This is a genomic window from Caballeronia sp. BR00000012568055, from assembly GCF_029439455.1.
GTDB lineage: Bacteria > Pseudomonadota > Gammaproteobacteria > Burkholderiales > Burkholderiaceae > Caballeronia.
In genome coordinates this window covers 1-17373 of the sequence record NZ_JAQFVG010000333.1, presented here as the reverse complement: position 1 = coordinate 17373, position 17373 = coordinate 1, and the positions used below count along the sequence as shown (strand labels likewise).

17 protein-coding genes and 1 pseudogene are annotated in these 17373 nt (G+C 61.0%); 12 read left to right on the top strand and 6 right to left on the bottom strand.

The window, feature by feature from the left end:
• Positions 1-940 (top strand): enolase C-terminal domain-like protein (locus P7F28_RS28525; RefSeq protein ID WP_277188203.1); only part of this gene is annotated, 940 nt, incomplete at its 5' end.
• A 50-nt stretch (positions 941-990) separates the two neighbouring features.
• On the opposite strand, the gene P7F28_RS28520 is transcribed toward P7F28_RS28525, so the two are convergent.
• Positions 991-2292 carry an aspartate aminotransferase family protein gene (locus P7F28_RS28520; protein ID WP_277188202.1) on the bottom strand — a complete coding sequence of 434 codons (1302 nt, stop codon included), beginning with the start codon at positions 2290-2292 and terminating at the stop codon, positions 991-993.
• A 78-nt stretch (positions 2293-2370) separates the two neighbouring features.
• On the opposite strand from P7F28_RS28520, the gene P7F28_RS28515 reads away from it, so the two are divergent.
• Positions 2371-3267, top strand: a complete 897-nt coding sequence (locus P7F28_RS28515) for a LysR family transcriptional regulator (protein WP_277188201.1) — start codon at positions 2371-2373, stop codon at positions 3265-3267.
• A 5-nt stretch (positions 3268-3272) separates the two neighbouring features.
• On the opposite strand, the gene P7F28_RS28510 is transcribed toward P7F28_RS28515, so the two are convergent.
• Positions 3273-3776 carry an SRPBCC family protein gene (locus tag P7F28_RS28510; RefSeq protein ID WP_277188200.1) on the bottom strand — a complete coding sequence of 168 codons (504 nt, stop codon included), beginning with the start codon at positions 3774-3776 and terminating at the stop codon, positions 3273-3275.
• A 181-nt stretch (positions 3777-3957) separates the two neighbouring features.
• Here P7F28_RS28510 and P7F28_RS28505 point away from each other — a divergent pair, with 181 nt between their 5' ends.
• From P7F28_RS28505 to P7F28_RS28475, 7 genes and pseudogenes are all read left to right on the top strand, one after another.
• Positions 3958-5169 carry an acyl-CoA dehydrogenase family protein gene (locus tag P7F28_RS28505; RefSeq protein ID WP_277188206.1) on the top strand — a complete coding sequence of 404 codons (1212 nt, stop codon included), beginning with the start codon at positions 3958-3960 and terminating at the stop codon, positions 5167-5169.
• A gap of 27 nt (positions 5170-5196) precedes the next feature.
• Positions 5197-6540, top strand: a complete 1344-nt coding sequence (locus P7F28_RS28500; RefSeq protein ID WP_277188199.1) for an LLM class flavin-dependent oxidoreductase — start codon at positions 5197-5199, stop codon at positions 6538-6540.
• 62 nt (positions 6541-6602) lie between these two features.
• The gene (locus P7F28_RS28495) at positions 6603-8276 is read left to right on the top strand and encodes an ABC transporter substrate-binding protein (RefSeq protein ID WP_277188198.1); all 1674 of its coding nucleotides are present in this window, start codon (positions 6603-6605) and stop codon (positions 8274-8276) included.
• A 1-nt stretch (position 8277) separates the two neighbouring features.
• Complete coding sequence (locus P7F28_RS28490) at positions 8278-9198, top strand: ABC transporter permease (RefSeq protein ID WP_277188197.1); 921 nt, start codon at positions 8278-8280, stop codon at positions 9196-9198.
• A pseudogene (locus P7F28_RS33770) lies at positions 9195-9716 on the top strand (ABC transporter permease); the annotation flags it as partial. The gene P7F28_RS28490 and the pseudogene P7F28_RS33770, both read left to right, overlap by 4 nt.
• A gap of 79 nt (positions 9717-9795) precedes the next feature.
• Positions 9796-10032 (top strand): hypothetical protein, encoded by a 237-nt coding sequence (locus P7F28_RS28480; RefSeq protein WP_277188207.1) that lies wholly within the window; start codon positions 9796-9798, stop codon positions 10030-10032.
• On the top strand, positions 10029-11714 hold the full coding sequence (locus P7F28_RS28475) for an ABC transporter ATP-binding protein (RefSeq protein WP_277188205.1): 1686 nt from the start codon (positions 10029-10031) through the stop codon (positions 11712-11714). The genes P7F28_RS28480 and P7F28_RS28475 overlap by 4 nt, the downstream gene beginning before the upstream one ends.
• 9 nt (positions 11715-11723) lie before the next feature.
• Here P7F28_RS28475 and P7F28_RS28470 read toward each other — a convergent pair whose 3' ends face one another.
• Complete coding sequence (locus P7F28_RS28470; RefSeq protein ID WP_277188196.1) at positions 11724-12347, bottom strand: LysE family translocator; 624 nt, start codon at positions 12345-12347, stop codon at positions 11724-11726.
• 279 nt (positions 12348-12626) lie between these two features.
• Between P7F28_RS28470 and hfq the strand changes: the two genes are divergently transcribed.
• On the top strand, positions 12627-12935 hold the full coding sequence (gene hfq / locus P7F28_RS28465) for an RNA chaperone Hfq (protein WP_277188195.1): 309 nt from the start codon (positions 12627-12629) through the stop codon (positions 12933-12935).
• 164 nt (positions 12936-13099) lie between these two features.
• The gene (locus P7F28_RS28460; RefSeq protein ID WP_277188194.1) at positions 13100-13477 is read left to right on the top strand and encodes a response regulator; all 378 of its coding nucleotides are present in this window, start codon (positions 13100-13102) and stop codon (positions 13475-13477) included.
• 65 nt (positions 13478-13542) lie between these two features.
• Here P7F28_RS28460 and P7F28_RS28455 read toward each other — a convergent pair whose 3' ends face one another.
• Together P7F28_RS28455 and P7F28_RS28450 are read right to left on the bottom strand one after the other, a co-directional pair.
• A complete protein-coding gene (locus tag P7F28_RS28455; protein WP_277188193.1) occupies positions 13543-14007 on the bottom strand; it encodes a type II 3-dehydroquinate dehydratase in 465 nt (154 codons plus the stop codon).
• 6 nt (positions 14008-14013) lie between these two features.
• Positions 14014-15297 (bottom strand): MFS transporter, encoded by a 1284-nt coding sequence (locus P7F28_RS28450; RefSeq protein ID WP_277188204.1) that lies wholly within the window; start codon positions 15295-15297, stop codon positions 14014-14016.
• 191 nt (positions 15298-15488) lie between these two features.
• Between P7F28_RS28450 and P7F28_RS28445 the strand changes: the two genes are divergently transcribed.
• Positions 15489-16274, top strand: coding sequence for an IclR family transcriptional regulator (locus P7F28_RS28445; RefSeq protein ID WP_277188192.1), 786 nt, complete (start codon positions 15489-15491; stop codon positions 16272-16274).
• 32 nt (positions 16275-16306) lie between these two features.
• Here the strand turns inward: P7F28_RS28445 and P7F28_RS28440 are convergent, their stop codons facing one another.
• The gene (locus P7F28_RS28440) at positions 16307-17266 is read right to left on the bottom strand and encodes a LysR family transcriptional regulator (protein WP_277188191.1); all 960 of its coding nucleotides are present in this window, start codon (positions 17264-17266) and stop codon (positions 16307-16309) included.
• Positions 17267-17373: the final 107 nt, after the last annotated feature.

Below are 17373 nucleotides of genomic sequence, written 5' to 3'. Positions count from 1 at the left end.
TGCGTTGCTTGGCGAAGGCCAGCAGCGCGACGAAGTCGAAATGCTCGGCTATCTGTTTTATGTCGGAAACCGTAACAAAACCGATTTGCCGTACGCATCGGGCGAGGACGGTAAGGACGATTGGGAACGCGTGCGCACGGAAGTCGCGCTGACGCCCGAAGCGGTCGTGCGTCTCGCAGAAGCCGCACAAGCCCGCTATGGCTTCAACGATTTCAAACTCAAAGGCGGCGTGCTCGCAGGCGATGCCGAAATCGAAGCGGTAACAGCGCTTGCAGAACGCTTCCCGCAAGCACGCGTGACGCTCGATCCAAACGGCGCATGGTCACTCGCCGAAGCGATCCGCTTGTGCCGCGATAAACACGATGTCCTCGCGTATGCCGAAGACCCATGCGGCGCAGAAAACGGCTATTCGGGCCGCGAAGTGATGGCCGAATTCCGTCGTGCCACGGGCTTGCCGACCGCAACGAACATGATCGCCACAGACTGGCGTCAAATGGGCCACGCGATCCAGCTTCAATCAGTGGACATTCCGCTTGCCGATCCGCATTTCTGGACCATGCAAGGCTCGGTACGCGTCGCGCAGATGTGCAACGACTGGGGCCTGACGTGGGGCTCGCACTCGAACAATCACTTCGATATTTCGCTCGCGATGTTTACGCACGTCGCCGCCGCCGCGCCCGGCAAGATCACCGCGATCGATACGCATTGGATCTGGCAAGACGGCCAGCGCCTGACGCGCGATCCGTTGCAGATCGTCGGCGGCAAAGTGAAGGTGCCCGAGGTGCCGGGTCTTGGCGTCGAACTCGATATGGATGAGCTTGAAAAGGCGCACGCGCTGTATCAGCAACATGGACTCGGCGCACGCGATGACGGCGTCGCCATGCAATACCTGATTCCGAACTGGAAATTCGACAACAAGAAGCCTTGCCTGGTGCGATAAACGATAACGCAATCGAGCGGCAGTCCTGATCAAAACTGCCGCTCGCATCATCAAACCGATCGTTCGATCGCACGCCCCAGCAGTTCCAGCCCGAGATCGATTTCCTCTTCGCTCACCGTCAGCGGCGGCGCGATGCGAAACACGCCGCCCATGCCCGGCAATTGCACGATATTCATGCTCAGGCCCAGCTTCATGCACTCGCGTGTGATCTTCGCGCCGAGGCCATCGGCGGGTTCCTTGCTCGCGCGATCCTTGACGATTTCCACGCCCAGCAGCAGGCCGCGTCCGCGAATATCGCCGATACAGTCGTGACGCTCCATCAGATCGAGCAGGCCGCGCCGCAACCGCGCGCTCATCACGTTCGCGCGTTCGACGAGGCCATCGCGCTGCACGACATCGAGCACGCGCAGACCGACGGCGGCGGGCAGCGGATCGGACACGTGCGTCGTATAGAACAAGTAGCCGAGTTCGTGCGCGCGCTCTTCGATCTCCGCCGACGTCACGATCGCCGCGAGCGGCAAGCCCGCGCCGAGCGTCTTCGATAACGTAAGAATGTCGGGCGTAACACCGTCGCGCTGGCAGGCGAACATCGTTCCCGTCCGGCCGATACCCGTCTGCGCTTCGTCGAGAATCAGCAGCATGCCGCGCTCCTCGCACTTACGCTTGAGCGCCGCCATATAGCCTTCCGGCAATTCGATGATGCCGCCCGAACTCAGAATCGGCTCCGCAATAAAGGCCGCGAGCCTGCCGCAGGATTGCCGGTCGATCAGATCGAAGGCGTAATCGAGTTCGGCGAGATAGTCGTATCGACCATCACGTTCGAAGCGGCCGCGATATGTGAACGGCGCGGGAATCGCGAACGAACCCGCTGCCGCCGGGCCCACACCCTTGCGCCCCGCGCTGTACGTGGCGGACGCCGCCGCGCCCGTCATGCCGTGCCACGACTGCGCAAAGCCGACGATTTCATGGCCGCCCGTCACGAGCTTGGCCATGCGGATCGCCGCTTCGTTCGACTCCGCGCCGGTGCTGAGCAGCAGCGCGCGGTCGAGTCCTTTGGGCGTGATATCGGCAAGACGCGTGGCCAGATCGACCACTGGCCGCGAAAGCATGCCGCTGAACAGATGATCGAGCTTGCCCGCATAGTCGTTGATGACGCTGACGATATCCGGATGGCTATGCCCGAGCAGCGAACTCATTTGCCCCGAAGTGAAATCCAGAATCGCGCGGCCGTCCGCGTCGTACACGAAGCTGCCCTGCGCGCGTTCGATGATGAGCGGCTCGAAGGTGCCGCCATAGCGGATCAGATGGTGTCTCGCGTTGTGCCAAAAGGCTGCGTCGTCGTTTTTGGACATCGTGCTACTCCTCGGGCGTGTGTCGGATCAGCTTGCAGTCTAGAGGCGTCTCTGTTTTGATAGAAGCGAATACTTCTAATGCGAGCTAGAAATGACGCTAATACCTCGGGAACTAATACCGTGAGCCTCTCGCTTGATGTGGATTTGCTGCGCTCCTTCGTCGCCATTGCCGATGCGCGCTCGCTCAGCCGCGCGGCGGGGCGCATCGGACGGACGCAATCGGCGCTCAGTCAGCAGATTCGCCGGCTCGAAGCGGTGATCGATCATCCGCTGTTCGAGCGCACCGGGCGCGGCGTGGTGCTGACCAATCCCGGCGAGCGTTTGCTGGTGCATGCGCAGCGCATTCTCCGCTTGCATGATGAAGCGATGGCCGATCTATGCGGCAAGGGTTTGTCGGGCAATATCCGCTTCGGCTGTCCGGACGACTATGCGGCGGTTTTTCTGCCGTCACTATTGCGGCGATTTTCGAGACTGCATCCGCAGGCGCTGGTCGAAGTGATGTGCGCGCCGACGCCGCGTCTTGTCGAACAATTGCACAAGTCGGCCATCGATCTGGCGATGGTTTCGCTGCCGCACGCCGATACAGATGACATCATTCGCCGGGAGCCGCTGGTGTGGATCGGCGCGGCGGGGCTGCAATCCGCGCACTTCGATACCTTGCCGCTCGCGCTCTCCGATCCCGATACGCTCGATCATCGTTCGGCATGCGAAGCATTGCATCGCGCGGGACGGGCTTATCGGATTGCGTATGCGAGCAGCAGTTTGTCAGGACTGCTCGCCGTGGTGCGATCGGGGCAGGCTGTCGCGGTTATCACGCGCACGGCCGTGCCCGCCGATCTGCACGTTCTCGATGCCGATCCTGATCTCCCGCCATTGCCCGAAGTCGGCATCACGCTGAAGATTGCGCCGTCGCGTCCGTCGCCACTGACGACGGCATTCGCTGCGCATGTGCGGCAAATGCTGCCCTTGCTCTGAGCGTTTCAGCTTCGCTCGGCACCGCGCGACAGCAGAAATTCGTCGAGCTGCGCGAACGTCTCGGGCATGGCTTCATCCATCCCTTCCATGGCGATCTCGAGCGCTTCGTTCGACGGATAAAGCTCGCGCATCACCAGCAGCGTCTTGCCGTCTTGCTCTTCGAAAGTGACGGTGGTGATGGCGCCATCGGGACTTTCCTCGTTGGTCCAGACGATCTTTGCATTCGGCACCACTTCGAGATATTTGCCGAAGAAGGCCATTGGCGCAGGCGCTCTCGGATGCTCGAATTCCAGCCGATACGTGCCGCCCACGCGTACGTCCTGTTCGCAGGAAAGCAGCGTCGCACCGCTGGATTTCGGCACCCACCATTGTCTGAACAACTCGGGCTTGGTCCACGCTTCGAACACGAGCCGCGCCGGGGCGTCGAAGGTGCGCGTAATGACCATCTCGCGGTCGGAAGCGCGTTCCGATGTCGTGCGATTGGGGCCGTTCTGCTTACTTGCGACCATTACGTTTCTCCTTGCGTTTGAGTTGTGCCATCGCGTAAGAATCAAATGCTTATTCACAGAATACTTCAATCGTTATCTTCAACCCTTCGTTCCCCTTCGATGCAGTCCGTTTTAGTGTGAGCGCTGCGCCAGCAGCACATGCTCGACGTGCCAAGCGGCAACACCAAAACAAGGAACGATGATGTCGGAACACGCTCAACCCAACGCGGCCCTGCAAGCCGCACTCGATGCGCTGCCCGCGCTCGCTGCCGCCATCGGCGAAGAAGCGGCCGCACGCGAAACACGGCGCGAATTGCCGTTCGAAGCTTTCGCGCGCTTTCGCGAATCGAAGCTCGGCACACTGCGTTTTCCGCTGGAATGGGGCGGCCTCGGCGGTTCGCTCGAAGACGTCTTTCATGTGATCGCCACGCTCGGCGCGCATGAAAGCAATGTGGCGCATGCACTGCGCATTCACTTCGATCAGACCGAAGCGCTGCTGCTTTCGCCACGTACGCCGTTCAACGAACAGCAGATCAAACGCGTGGCGGAAGGCGCGATCTTCGGCGGTGCATCGACAGAAGCGGGCACGTCACGGCCCGGCGAAATCACCACGCAACTGAAGCGCGAGGGCGACCACTTCCGTCTGACCGGCCGCAAATATTATTCGACCGGCACCGCATTCTCCGACTACGCGCGCCTGAACGTGCAGGACGAACACGGCGAACCGGTGATCGCCATCGTGCCCGTGACGCGCGAAGGCTTCAGCGTGATCGACGACTGGGATGGCATGGGCCAGCGCATGACCGCGAGCGGTAGCCTCGAATTCAACAATCTGCTCGTTTATGCCGATGAAATCACGCCGCGCACGCTGAGCACGCTTGCCGGTCGTCAAGGTGGCGCATTGCGTCAGTTGCATCTCGTTGCGGTGGCGGCGGGTATTGTGCGCAACGTGGTCGAGGATGCGAAGCGTTATGTGCTGCGCCACGGCCGGCCGGTGCTGCATAGCCCTGCGCCGTCAGCGCGTGAAGATGCCTTTATTCAGCAGGTCATCGGCGAAATTTCGGCGCACAGTCATGCGATCGATGCGCTCGTTCGCGAGAACGCCCGCGTGCTCGATCGCTCATCACGTGCCATACGCAACGGGCAGGCGGATGCGGAATCGCTCGTGCTCGAAGGCGCACTTGCGACTGCACGCACGCAACTCGTGGTCAGCAAACTCGCGCTGTATTCGGCTGAGCGCATGTTCGAAGCGGGCGGTGCATCGGCGACAGCGCGCGCGCATAACTTCGATCGCCACTGGCGCAATCTGCGCACCATCTTCAGCCATAACCCGCTGCTGCACAAAGCACGCGTGATAGGCGATTACGCGCTCAACGGCGTGACCACGCATCTGACCGAAGGTCGCGTGTTCTGACATCATCGATATCAATAAGGTCTTCTCATGAGCGCCCTTTCTCCGCGCCAGTTGCATTTGAATATCAACGCGCTGCATTCGGGTTTCGTGCCTTCCGCCTGGCGCGTGGCCGATGCCGATCCGCGCGTGTTTCTCGACGTGAATCATTATGTGCGGCTCGCGCAGATTGCGGAGCGCGCGTGTCTCGACGCCATCTTTCTGGCCGATAACGCCGCGATTTCCGATCAACTCGATCTGCGCCCGATCACCGCGCTCGAACCGACCTTGCTGCTCACGAGCGTTGCAGCGGCCACCACGCATCTCGGACTGATTGCGACCGCATCGACGAGCTATAACGAGCCGTATAACATCGCGCGGCGCTTTGCTACGCTCGATCTCATCAGCAATGGACGTGCGGGCTGGAATATCGTCACGACGGCGGATGTGGCGTCCGCGCGCAATTTCGGTCTGGACGCCGTGCCGGATCATGCGCAACGTTATGCCCGCGCGGACGAGTTCGCCACACTCGTCAAGACACTGTGGAATAGTTGGGACGACGATGCTTTTATCGCGGATAAAGCGAGCGGGCGTTTCGTCGATCTTTCGAAGGTTCATGCAGCGGCGCATCGCGGGCGCTTTTTCGGCGTGCAGGGCGCGCTGAATCTGCCGCGTTCGGCGCAAGGGCATCCGGTGCTCGTGCAGGCAGGCGCATCCGGTGATGGCCGCGATCTTGCGGCACGTCATGCAGAAGCCGTGTTTTCAGCGTCGCAATCATTCGATGAATCGCGGGCGTATCGCGATGATCTCAATGCACGCGCGGCACGCTACGGACGCGGGCCGAACGCGGTGAAAGTGCTCGCGGGATTGACAACCATCATCGGTTCGACGGAAAGCGAAGCGCGCCGCCGCCGCGATGAACTTATCGATCTGATTCCCGAGCGCTACAGCCTGAACCGTCTCGCAGGAACACTCGGCATTCCCGCCGATACGCTTTCGTTCGATCAACGTCTGCCCGACGACCTTCCGCTGCCCAATAACGGCAATGGCAATCACACCTTCTTCAACGCGACGCTCGCGCTGGCGCGCAAAAATGGCTATACGGTGCGCGAATTGGTGCGTGAATTGGCGGGTGGCGGTGGGCATCGTGTAATCGTTGGTACACCGGAACAAATTGCCGACGATATCACGCATTGGTTCGAAAACGGCGCGGCTGATGGCTTCAATCTGATGCCCGACGCGCTGCCCGATGGTCTCGAAGCGTTCACCGAAGGCGTCGTGCCGATCCTTCAGCAGCGCGGCATTTTCCGTCGCGCATATGAAGGCAAGACGCTGCGCAGTCATTTGGGACTGGCGACGCCTGAAGCGCATCGTGCGGCAGAACGGGCCGCGTAATAGGCATAAATCGGTTGTGAGCTTTGCATCACGTCTTCTGTTTCCCCTTAATTTCCTACTCGATGATCTACACACGACCGGCGCTCGCACGCGCCCTGGCCATTACGTTGTCGATCGCCTCAGGCGCGGCGATAACGGCATGCAGCAAATCGGAATCCGCATCCGCGCAATCGGCGCAAGCGGTGTCAAAACAGCCGGTATCCGGCGGCGATCTCACTTGGGGCGTGACGACCGAACCCGCGTGTTTCGACCCGCATCGCTCATCGCAACAGAATGCGTTTTGGGTGATCCGCAATTTTATCGATTCGCTCATTTCCAAGCGCACCGATGGCACGTATGCGCCGTGGCTCGCCAAATCGTGGAGCGTCGCCGACGATGGCAGGAGCTACACGTTCAATCTGCGCGACGACGTTAAATTCACCGATGGCACGCCATTCAACGGCGATGCAGTGAAGGCCAACTTCGATTACATCCTGAACAATGTGGCGACGACATCGGCATCGGCGTCCTTGCTAGTGGCGTTCGATCATGTGGAAGTGGTGTCACCGTATGTCGTAAAGCTGGTCATGAAGCGGCCGGATTCGACCACGCTCGAATCGCTTTCCAGCGTGAAGCTGGGCTTTATCTCGCCGAAAGCGCTCGCGGAGAACAAGGATTTGTGCGGCGGTGGGCCGGGTATCGTCGGGACGGGGGCGTTCGTGTTCAAGTCGTATCAGCGCGGACAGCAGGCGACATTCGAACGGAATCCTGATTATCAGTGGGCGCTGGATAACGCGGCACATAAAGGACCGGCCTATTTGAATCGCGTGACATATCGTTTCCTGCCGGAAGCAGCCGTGCGTACCGGCGCGCTGAGTTCCGGACAAGTCGATCTGATCGAAGGCGTTCAGCCGACCGATATCGCCGTCTTCGACAAGGTCGATGGCTTCCAGTACATACACGGTCCATCGGCGACGACCTCGTTCACGCTGAATGTGAATTACACCGTGCCGCCCGCCAACGACGTACGCGTGCGGCGCGCACTGCGCGATGGCTTCGATCTCGACGCCATCGTCAAGAGCGTATATCTCGGCACCGTGCGGCGCGCGTGGTCGAATATCGGCCCCGATAATCCGGACTATGCCAAGCAACTCGCGGGTTCATGGGGCAACAAGATCGCCGATGCCAATCGTCTGCTCGACGAAGCAGGCTGGATCGCGCGCGACAAGGACGGTTTCCGCACCAAGGACGGCAAGCGCCTGACGATCGAAGTGGGTTATCCGCAACCGTATGTGCGCGACAGCCGCGACGTGCTGATTCGGGCGGTGCAATCGGCGCTGCGGCAGAACATCGGACTGGACCTGAATCTGCGCATTACCACGGCGGGCGACTTCGCCAATCAGAAGGCCACGGGCGTGTGGTTCATCTATCCGAATACGGATAACCCGTCCGACGTGGCAATGGAACTATGGGACATGCTCGGCGACAAAGGCTTTCTGTACAGCGCGATACCTGGTTCGGATTCCAAAATAACTGGCGATATCAACCGCGCACGCGTGCTGCCGATCGGCGATGAACGACGCAAGTTGCTGGGCGAGATTCAGCAGCGCGCGGTCGATCAGGCCTTTATCGTGCCGCTGTTTGCGCCGGTGTATCACCTGGCGGCGAAATCGAACGTGCATGGCATTGGCTTCGAGCCGCAACTCGACGGCCCGGCGAGCGCGTACGACATCTGGATCGACAAGCAGGGAGCGTGAGATGGGCAAGAAGATCGGCACACGGCTTTTGACGGGATTGATCGTGCTGTGGCTCGCGGCATCGGTGGCGTTCGTGGCGATTCACGCGCTGCCGGGTCGCATTGAAGACGTGCTGGCGGGCGATCTCGCGTATCCCGGTTTGCGTGAGGCGATTGCCGCGCAATGGGGACTCGATCACAGTCTGCCGTGGCAATACGGGCAGTTTCTGCTGCGGCTCGCGCACGGCGATCTCGGCACCTCGTTCGTGATGCAGCAGCCTGTGCTCGATGTATTGCGCAGTCAGCTTCTGCCGACGATGCAGCTTGCTGTATCCGCTGGCGTGCTTGCACTGGTGCTCGCTATCGTCGTGGCAACGGTGACGGCGGGCGGTGAAGGCGCGTGGGGCGCGCGCATTGCTTCGTTGATCGAACTGACGTTCACGTCCACGCCCGTGTTCTGGCTCGGCATGTTGTTGCTGATCGCGTTTTCGTTCGAATGGCGGCTGTTTCCGGTCTCGGGCGCGAACGGCTGGCGAGCACTGGTACTGCCCGCCGTGACGCTTGCGTTGCCGACCGCAGGCATCCTGTCGCAAGTGATGCGCGAATCGATCGAAGCCGCGCTCGACAAACCGTTCGTCACGACAATACGCGCGCGCGGCGTTTCCGAACTGGTATTGCGCGCGCGTCACGTATTGCGTCATGCCTTGCTGCCGGTGGTAACGCTCGGCGGCTGGCTGATCGGCGGCTTGCTCGGCGGCGCGGTCATCACCGAAAAGATGTTCGGGCGGCCCGGCATCGGCAGCGTGACGTTGACGGCGGTGACATCGCAGGACGTGCCGGTGGTGCTGGCCGTGGTGCTGCTTGCCGCGTTCGTGCATGTGGTGATTTCCACCTTGCTCGATATCGCTTATCTCTTCATCGATCCGAGGCTGCGCAGTCAATGAGTGCAACTTTCCCTTTGCGGCGTGCAAGGCCGCATGTACCTGTCGGCGTGACGATCGCTGTGGCGTTTCTTATCGCGCTTGCGTTTGCGATGGCTTTTCCGCGCATCGTTACGTCCTACGATCCGCTCGTCAGTGATGTCGCCGCCACGCTTCAGTCGCCCAACGCGCAGCATTGGTTCGGCACCGATCGTATCGGGCGCGATGTACTGTCGCGCGTGATCTACGGCGCACGTTATTCGCTGCTGATCGGGCTGGCGAGCATGATCGTGAGTCTGGCGATTGGCCTCGTCGTCGGACTGTTTGCGGGCCTCTCAAACCGTTTCGCCGATGAAGCCGCATCCCGCGTATTCGATGTGCTTTCCGCGTTTCCTCCCGTGTTGCTCTCGCTGTTCGTGGTGACATTTTTGGGTCAGGGCATCGTCAATATTGCAATCGCGGTAGGAATAGCCGGGATTCCTAAGTTTGGACGCGTGTTGCGTTCGCAGGCGTTGGTGGTACGCCGCGCCGATTACGTTACGCACGCGGTGAGCTTCGGTTTATCGCGTACGCAGATTTTTCTGCGGCATGTGCTGCCAGAATGTGCTGGTTGTAGTGCCCGTGATCGCGACCATCGATATCGGCAGCGCGATCACCGCGGTATCGGGATTGAGCTTTCTTGGACTCGGACCGCAACCGCCGACGCCCGAATGGGGCGTGATGCTCGCGGAAGGCCGCGACGTGCTGCGCGTGGCGTGGTGGCCGAGCGTGTTTCCCGGCATGGCGATCACGCTGACGGTCCTGTCCTTCGCGGTGATCGGCCGCTTTCTGCAACGCAAATTCGAGGTGCGCGCATGAGTTCGAATCAAACGCGGCCATTGGTCGATATTCGCGGTCTGTCGATCGCGTTTCCGAACGCGAACGCTGGCGCATCGCTCGTGCGCGGCGTCGATCTGACGATACACCCCGGCGAATGCGTTGCGCTGGTAGGCGAATCCGGTTCGGGCAAGAGTCTGACGGCGCGCAGTCTGATTGGCTTGTCGGGACGCGGCGCGATCATCGATGCGAAGCAGTTCGAAATAAACGGGCGCAATGCACTGAGCTTCACCGAACGCGACTGGCGCGCGCTGCGCGGGCCGTTCGCGGGACTGGTGATGCAGGACGCGCTCGTCTCGCTCGATCCGCTGCGCACGGTCGGCGCGGAGATTGCCGAAGTGCTTGCGCGTCATCGCGTGGAGCGTTCGCGTGCTGAACGCAAGCGCCGCGTGCATGACGTGATGCGCGATGTCGGCATTCCCGAGCCTTCGCTTCGCGCGAAACAATATGCGCATGAATTGTCGGGCGGATTGCGTCAGCGTGCGCTGATTGCATCCGCGATTGCGGCGAGTCCTGCGCTGGTCATCGCCGATGAACCTACCACTGCGCTCGATGTCACCGTGCAGGCTCAAGTGCTCGCCGTGCTGGCTGAACGGCTCGCGCAGGGCGTGGGCGTGCTGCTGATCAGTCACGATCTGGCGGTGGTGTCGGGCATTGCGGATCGCGTGCTGGTGATGCACAACGGTCAAGTCGTCGATAGCGGCGCGACGCGCGATGTGCTTCGGCATCCGAAACATGAATACACGCGGCAATTGCTCGCGGCGCAGCCTTCGCTGCAATCGCGCGGGCACAAGCTGAGTTCGGCGCGGATGGTGTCGTCGTCGATCGTGCGCGATAAATTGCCGCCGCGCGTGGTGTCGTCGGGGCGTGTGGTGCTGGAGGTCGAGGGTATCGGCAAGACATACGGCGAGCGTTTTACCGCGCTCGATGGCGTGTCGTTCAGCGTGCGCGAAGGCGAAGTGCTGGGCATTATCGGCGAGTCTGGATCGGGGAAAAGCACGTGCGGCAATATCGTGCTCGGTCTGCTTGCACCGGACCGGGGCACGGTGCGGTTTCTGGATCGCGAATGGAACGGCGCGGGAGTGAAAGAGTCGGCGCGACGCGCGGTGCGTTCGCGTATGCAGTACATCCCGCAAGATCCCTTAAGTTCGTTCGATCCGCGTCATAGTGTGCGCGAACTGCTCGCGGAAGGGCTGCACGCGCGGCGGCTTTCGAAGTCCGATGTGCTCGCGCAGAGTGTCGATCTGCTCGAACAGGTCGGTTTGAGCGCGGCGTACCTGCATCGGCGGCCGATTTCGCTGTCGGGCGGCCAGCGGCAGCGCGTGGCGATTGCGCGGGCGCTGGCGTCGGAACCGGCGCTGATCGTATGCGACGAGCCGGTTTCCGCGCTCGATGTCTACGTGCAGGCGCAAGTGCTCGATCTGCTGGTGTCCTTGCAGGCGCGGCATTCGACTGCCTTGCTGTTTATTTCACACGATCTCGATGTGGTCGGGCATTTAGCCGATCGCGTGCTCGTGTTCAAATCCGGCCGTGTGGTGGAAGAGGGCGATGTCGAAACCGTGTTCGACCAGCCGCGTCATGCTTATACGCAGTTGCTCAAGGCATCGGCGCCGGTGTTGCGCAGCGAGCCGGAGGCGGAGCGCGATCTGACTGCGGCGGTTTGAAACCGCGCCTTATCGCAAAGGCAGCATCGTGATTCCAACCACGATCAGCGCGATGCCGCCGCCGCGCCGGATCAGCGTCAGCCGCGCCGGATTCGCCACGCGCCGATGCACCGCGTGCGTCACCAGCGCGTACGTCGCCATCACGCCCAGCACCACGCCTGTATCGATAACAATCAGCGTCGCCCATTGCGGCAGCAGCGGCGCGTTGAGATCGACCAGTTGCGGCAGCGCGGCGGCGAAAAATCCGAGCGTGTTCGGATTGGACATCGACACGATCGACGCTTCGACGCCCACTTTCAGACGCGGATAGCAAGCGCGTTCGTTACCGCGCGCAGGCGATGCCAACGGACGACGCGCGCGCACGGCTTTCACGCCCAGCCAGATCAGAAACGCCGCGCCCCCCAGACGCAGACTCAGCAGCAGCCACGGCGACGCGCCGAGCAGCACGTTCAGCCCGAGCATGACGCCGCTGGCCGTCACGCAACGCGCGCATAAATTACCGATCACCGTGAATATCGCCGAACCTATGCCGTAGCGCACCGTATTGCGCACGACGAGCATCGCGTTCGGGCCGGGCGAACTGGTGGCGGCAAGGGTTGCCACAGAAAACGCGAACCATTCGGCGGTGGCCATCGCGGGCGCTCCGATGCTTTGTCGGTAGCGCTTATTGTTCGCGATATTGACGTGGACCAATACCCGGATGCCGCTGCCACCATAATGGAGGGAGCAAGGAAGGCGCGCAAATGCGAGGCAATTTTGCGCATTCAGGCCGCTGAAGGAAGGAAGCCGTTAATATAGACGCCACGAGGCTGATCCTTCTGGATAAACATATCTCGAAGACGCACAATTTGTCGTCGGTGCTGGATCGGTAAGGACAGCGGGAACCGAATAAAAATCACGAGAGATATACCAATGGCCACTTTGCCAAACAACCTACAAAGCGATTTTCTCAACGCACTGCGGAAGGAACGCAAGCGCGTCAATGTCTTCCTGGTGAACGGCATCAAGCTCACAGGACACATCCAGTCTTTCGACGCCTACGTGGTCTATCTCAATTCCACGAGCGGTTCGCAGATGCTGTTCAAGCACGCGATCTCGACCATCGGCGAGGATCACGGATCGCCGGTGCGCACGGGCAGCCGCAACGACAGCCGTGGTGATAGCCGCAGCGACAGCCGCAGCGGCGACACGCGCCGCCCGGACTATCGATCCGGACACTGACCGTCCGATCCGCACTTTCGTACGACTCCGCGCGCCATGCGCGGAGCACGCCACGTTGAGAAGATCGGGGTGTTATGACAACCATTCCGCCAGACAATAGTCTTGCCGGCCGCTTTTCGTCGCGAACCGTCCGTGTCGAAAATGACATTGCGCGGGTGCTGGTCGTGGACGACAACGAATCCGGTGCGAGAGCAACGGGCGCGCGGCTGGCCGCGGACGGTTATGCCGTCGAGACTGCGCTGGGCGGCATTCAGGCGCTGGAAGTCTTGCAGGACTGGACGCCGCATATCATTTTGCTGGATATCAACATGCCCGAATTCGACGGGTTCGATGTCGCGGCGATGGTGCGCAAAATCGGCGCGATCAGTCATGTCGGCATTATCGCGATGACCGGCTACGACGAATACGAGTTGCGCAAGCGCGGATCGCTGGCGGCGTTCGACGGCTTTTTCCGTCGCGGCGAGTGTGACGATCAGCTCATCACGCTGCTCGAAGCCATGCTGGATCGCGAAGGAAGCTGTCTTCAGTCCAGCGATCAGTAACATAGAACGCGGCCGCCGTATCGCCGCCTCGGGCGAGGCGGGCGATGAAGGCCTTGCAGACACGTTCAGGATGCGGGAGTCGTGAGATCCGTAGTACGCCACAGATCATCGGCGGCGCGGATGGCGAGCAGATAGCCGTTCGCGCCCGCGCCGCAAATCACCGCCGTGGCCGCCACCGAAATCGTCGAATGCCGATACTCCTCCGAGCGCCGATGAATATTGGTGATATGCACTTCCACCACGGGACGACGAACGAGCTTGACGGCATCGAGCACGGGAATGCGCCCGAATGAGAAACCCGCCGGATTGATGATCAGCGCGGCGTCCTGCAAAAACGCTTCCTGAATCCAGTCGATGAGTTGGCTCTCGCTGTTGGTCTGCCGGAACACGCAGTCGAATTCGAGCGAATCCGCCAGCGCCAGGCAATTCTTTTCGATGTCTTTCAGCGTGGTGCTGCCGTACAAATGCGGCTCGCGCAAACCCAGCATATTGAGGTTCGAGCCGTTCAGAATATAGAGTTTTCGGGTCATGATTTTTCAGTGTGTCGTGCTGCGTTCAAGGGCCGTATTCTTCGTTTCACGCGATGTCGCGATCATTAATAAGGAAAGCAGATTAAGCGATCCGCACACGGCAACAATGGTCCACGGCGAGCCGTGAAACGCATTCAGCAGCGCGACGGCGACAATCGGCATCGGTCCGCCGGTCAGCAGATTCGCGCCTGAATACGACAACGCTGAACCCGTGTAACGTGCCTCGGTCGGAAACGATTCCGCGAACCACACCGGCTGAATGCCGCTCTGAAACTGTGTGAAGCCAAGAAACGCACCCATCACCGCCATCGTCATGCCGATGGAACCGTGATTGAGAATCGGAAAGTAGATCAGGCAGCAGATCAGCGTGACGAACGAGCCGATCATCAGCGCGCGCTTGCGTCCGATTCGATCGCTCAGATAACCGCCCGCCAGCGCACCGCCGATCGCGCATACATTCGCGACCATCAACAGCATGAATGCGGTCTGCTTCGGCACGCCGAGATTCTTGGTCAGATAGCTGAGCGAAAACACCACGATCAGATAGAACAGCGCGGCGGGACCGCAGAAAAACAGCGTCAGGCGCAAGGCCGTGCGCCAATGAAAACGAAACACGATGCCAAGCGGATTTGCAGCCCGCACGCGCGCGCCACTGTGTTTGAGCGCTTCGAACGCAGGCGTTTCGCTCACTTTCATGCGGATATAGATACCGAGCAGCACGAGCACGAAGCTGGCGAGAAAGGGCAGCCGCCATCCCCACGATTCGAAGTCGTCCGCCGACAACAGCGAGGCCAGCGTAAAGAGTGCGAGATTGGCGAGAATCTGACTGAGCGGCGAGCAGATGCCGAGCAAGCCCGAATACAGCCCGCGCCGCGATGCCGCCGCGTGTTCCACCGCCATCAACTGCGCACCCGTCGATTCACCGCCGAGCGCAAAGCCCTGCACGATGCGCAGTGTCACCAGCAAAATCGGCGCAAGAATGCCGACTTGCTGATACGTCGGCAGCAAGCCCATCAGGAATGACGAGACGCCCATCACCGACACCGTGACGAGCATCAACTTGCGGCGTCCCCATCGATCACCGAGCATGCCGCAGATCACCGCGCCCAGCGGACGCGCGGCCAGTCCCGCCCAGAAACTCGCGAGCGAGGCGAGCAGCGAGGCGGTCGGATCGAGCGAAGGGAAGAACAGTTTGGGAAAGATCGTGGCCGCGACCACGCCGTACAGCGCGAAATCGAACCATTCGAGCGCGGTGCCGACGGTCGCGCCTGCCACCGCACGACGCGCCATCGAATGAGCTTGCGTGGACCGGTCTTCGGCGGCGATATCCGAATCAGCGGGAACCGACATGATGTGTGTCTCCTGAATTTTCCATGTTTGATCGCTCTTTATGGCGATGAACAGGTGCTATTGTTTGCGCAGCACAAGCGGGGCGTTCCGCACCGGAACTGCATTTCATATCACGGAAAACGCGGGTTTTTATGTCGCTGAAGACCGGCTTGAAGTTTCTCGATTTCCTTGCCTCGCAAGGCGAAGGCGCGGGGCTTGTTGCGATTGCCGAGGCGCTGACGCTGCCGCGCAGCACGTGTCATCGCGTGTTGGCGGATCTGGTCGAGGGCGGCTATGTGCGGCAATTGACCGACCACAGCCGCTATATCCTCACGATGCGCATGACATCAAACGGGCTGGAGTTTCTGAGCCTGACAGGGATTGCGGATATCGCGCAGCCGATCATCGAACGCGTGGCGGCGCGCACCGGCGAACTGGCGCGTCTGTCACTCGTGGATGGCGACGCGATCATCTGGGTCGGCAAGGCGGACGGACAACGCACCGGCTTTCGGTACGATCCGGACATGGGGCAGGCGGCGCGTCTGTCATGCACATCGACGGGACATGCGTGGCTCATGACCATGACCGATGAACAAGCGGCCACCCTCGTGCTCAAACAAGGATTCGGACAACCAAATGAATTCGGTCCCAATGCGCCGACCACGCTGAAGGCGCTGCTCGGCTACCTGCATGCCGCCCGCGTGCGCGGCTACGCCATGATCGATGAAGTCTTCGCGCCGCGTATGTCGGCGGTGGCGACGCCGGTGGTGAGCGGATCGCGCTGTGTCGGTGTGATCAGTCTCGCCGGTCCGCGCGTGCGGCTGACGGCGGAGAAAATTCATGCGTATTCGGTGTTGCTGCGGGAAGCGGCGGGGGAGCTGGCGCAGTTGAGTAATGTGGCGGGGTATCCATCGCGGCCGCCGTTGGGGAAAGGGTGACTTGCGATGCGGGATGCAAGTGGCCGCGCACATCACGAACGAGAACGCTCACCCCGCAACGTAGTCGCGAAATGCGCCCGCAAATGCTCCAGAAACAGCGACGACGCCACATTCAACTCTGCCTTCGCGCGAAACAAAATACCGAAGCTGCGCGACAGATCGACATCCGGCACTTCCAGCATCGCGCGCGTATCGAGCAGGGAACGCTGCGCCATATACTTCGGCAGAATCGTCGCGCCGAGTCCGGCATCGACCAGTCCGAGCACGGTGCCGACATTGGTCGCGTGCTGGATCGGACCGAGCGATAAACCACGCTGCGCCAGGGCTTTCGACAAGCGCGTTTGCAGCAGCGCATAGCGGTCCAGCAGCATCAGCGGCAATGTAGCGAGTTGTTCGAGCGATACGCTGCCAGCATCGGCAAGCGGATGCGAGCGAGGCAGCACGAGCAGCATCGGCTCACGCGCCAATGGCTCGAAATGCAGCTTGCTGGAGTCGCCATCAAACGCGGTCACGGCGAGGTCCGCGTGCGCGTCTTCGACCATTGCGAGCACGTCTTCGTATTGCAGATCGCGCACCTGTATCTGCATGGTCGGATGCGCCTGACGGAACGACTGGATCAGCGGCGGCAGCACGACTGCCGCGGGCATCGGCGTGGTGGCCACGATCGTTCGCAATCTTGCCGATGCCGCCCGCGACTGAAAATCCTGCATCAGTTCGCGTAATCCTCGCAGTGCCGACCGAGCGCGATCCGCCAGCATTTCGCCATCGGGCGTGGCCATCACCTTGCGGGTGGTGCGCTCGACCAGCCGCGTTTTCAGCACGGATTCGAGCTTCTGCACGCGGCTCGTCACCGATGGCTGCGACACGTGCATGCGCTTGGCGGCCTCGCTGAAACTCCCGAGTTCGACGACCGCAAGGAAAGTCTCCAGATCGATCAGATCGAACCGCAGATCGGCGTTTTCGGCGGCAGCGTGGCGCGTGTCACGTGACATAGGAAGCTCTTGATTTATAGCCTGGACTTATAAATTCATATTCTAAAGCGAATGGAGTTTCCGCCGCGCGCTCCCGATAATTTCACAAAGAACGGATCGCAACCGGC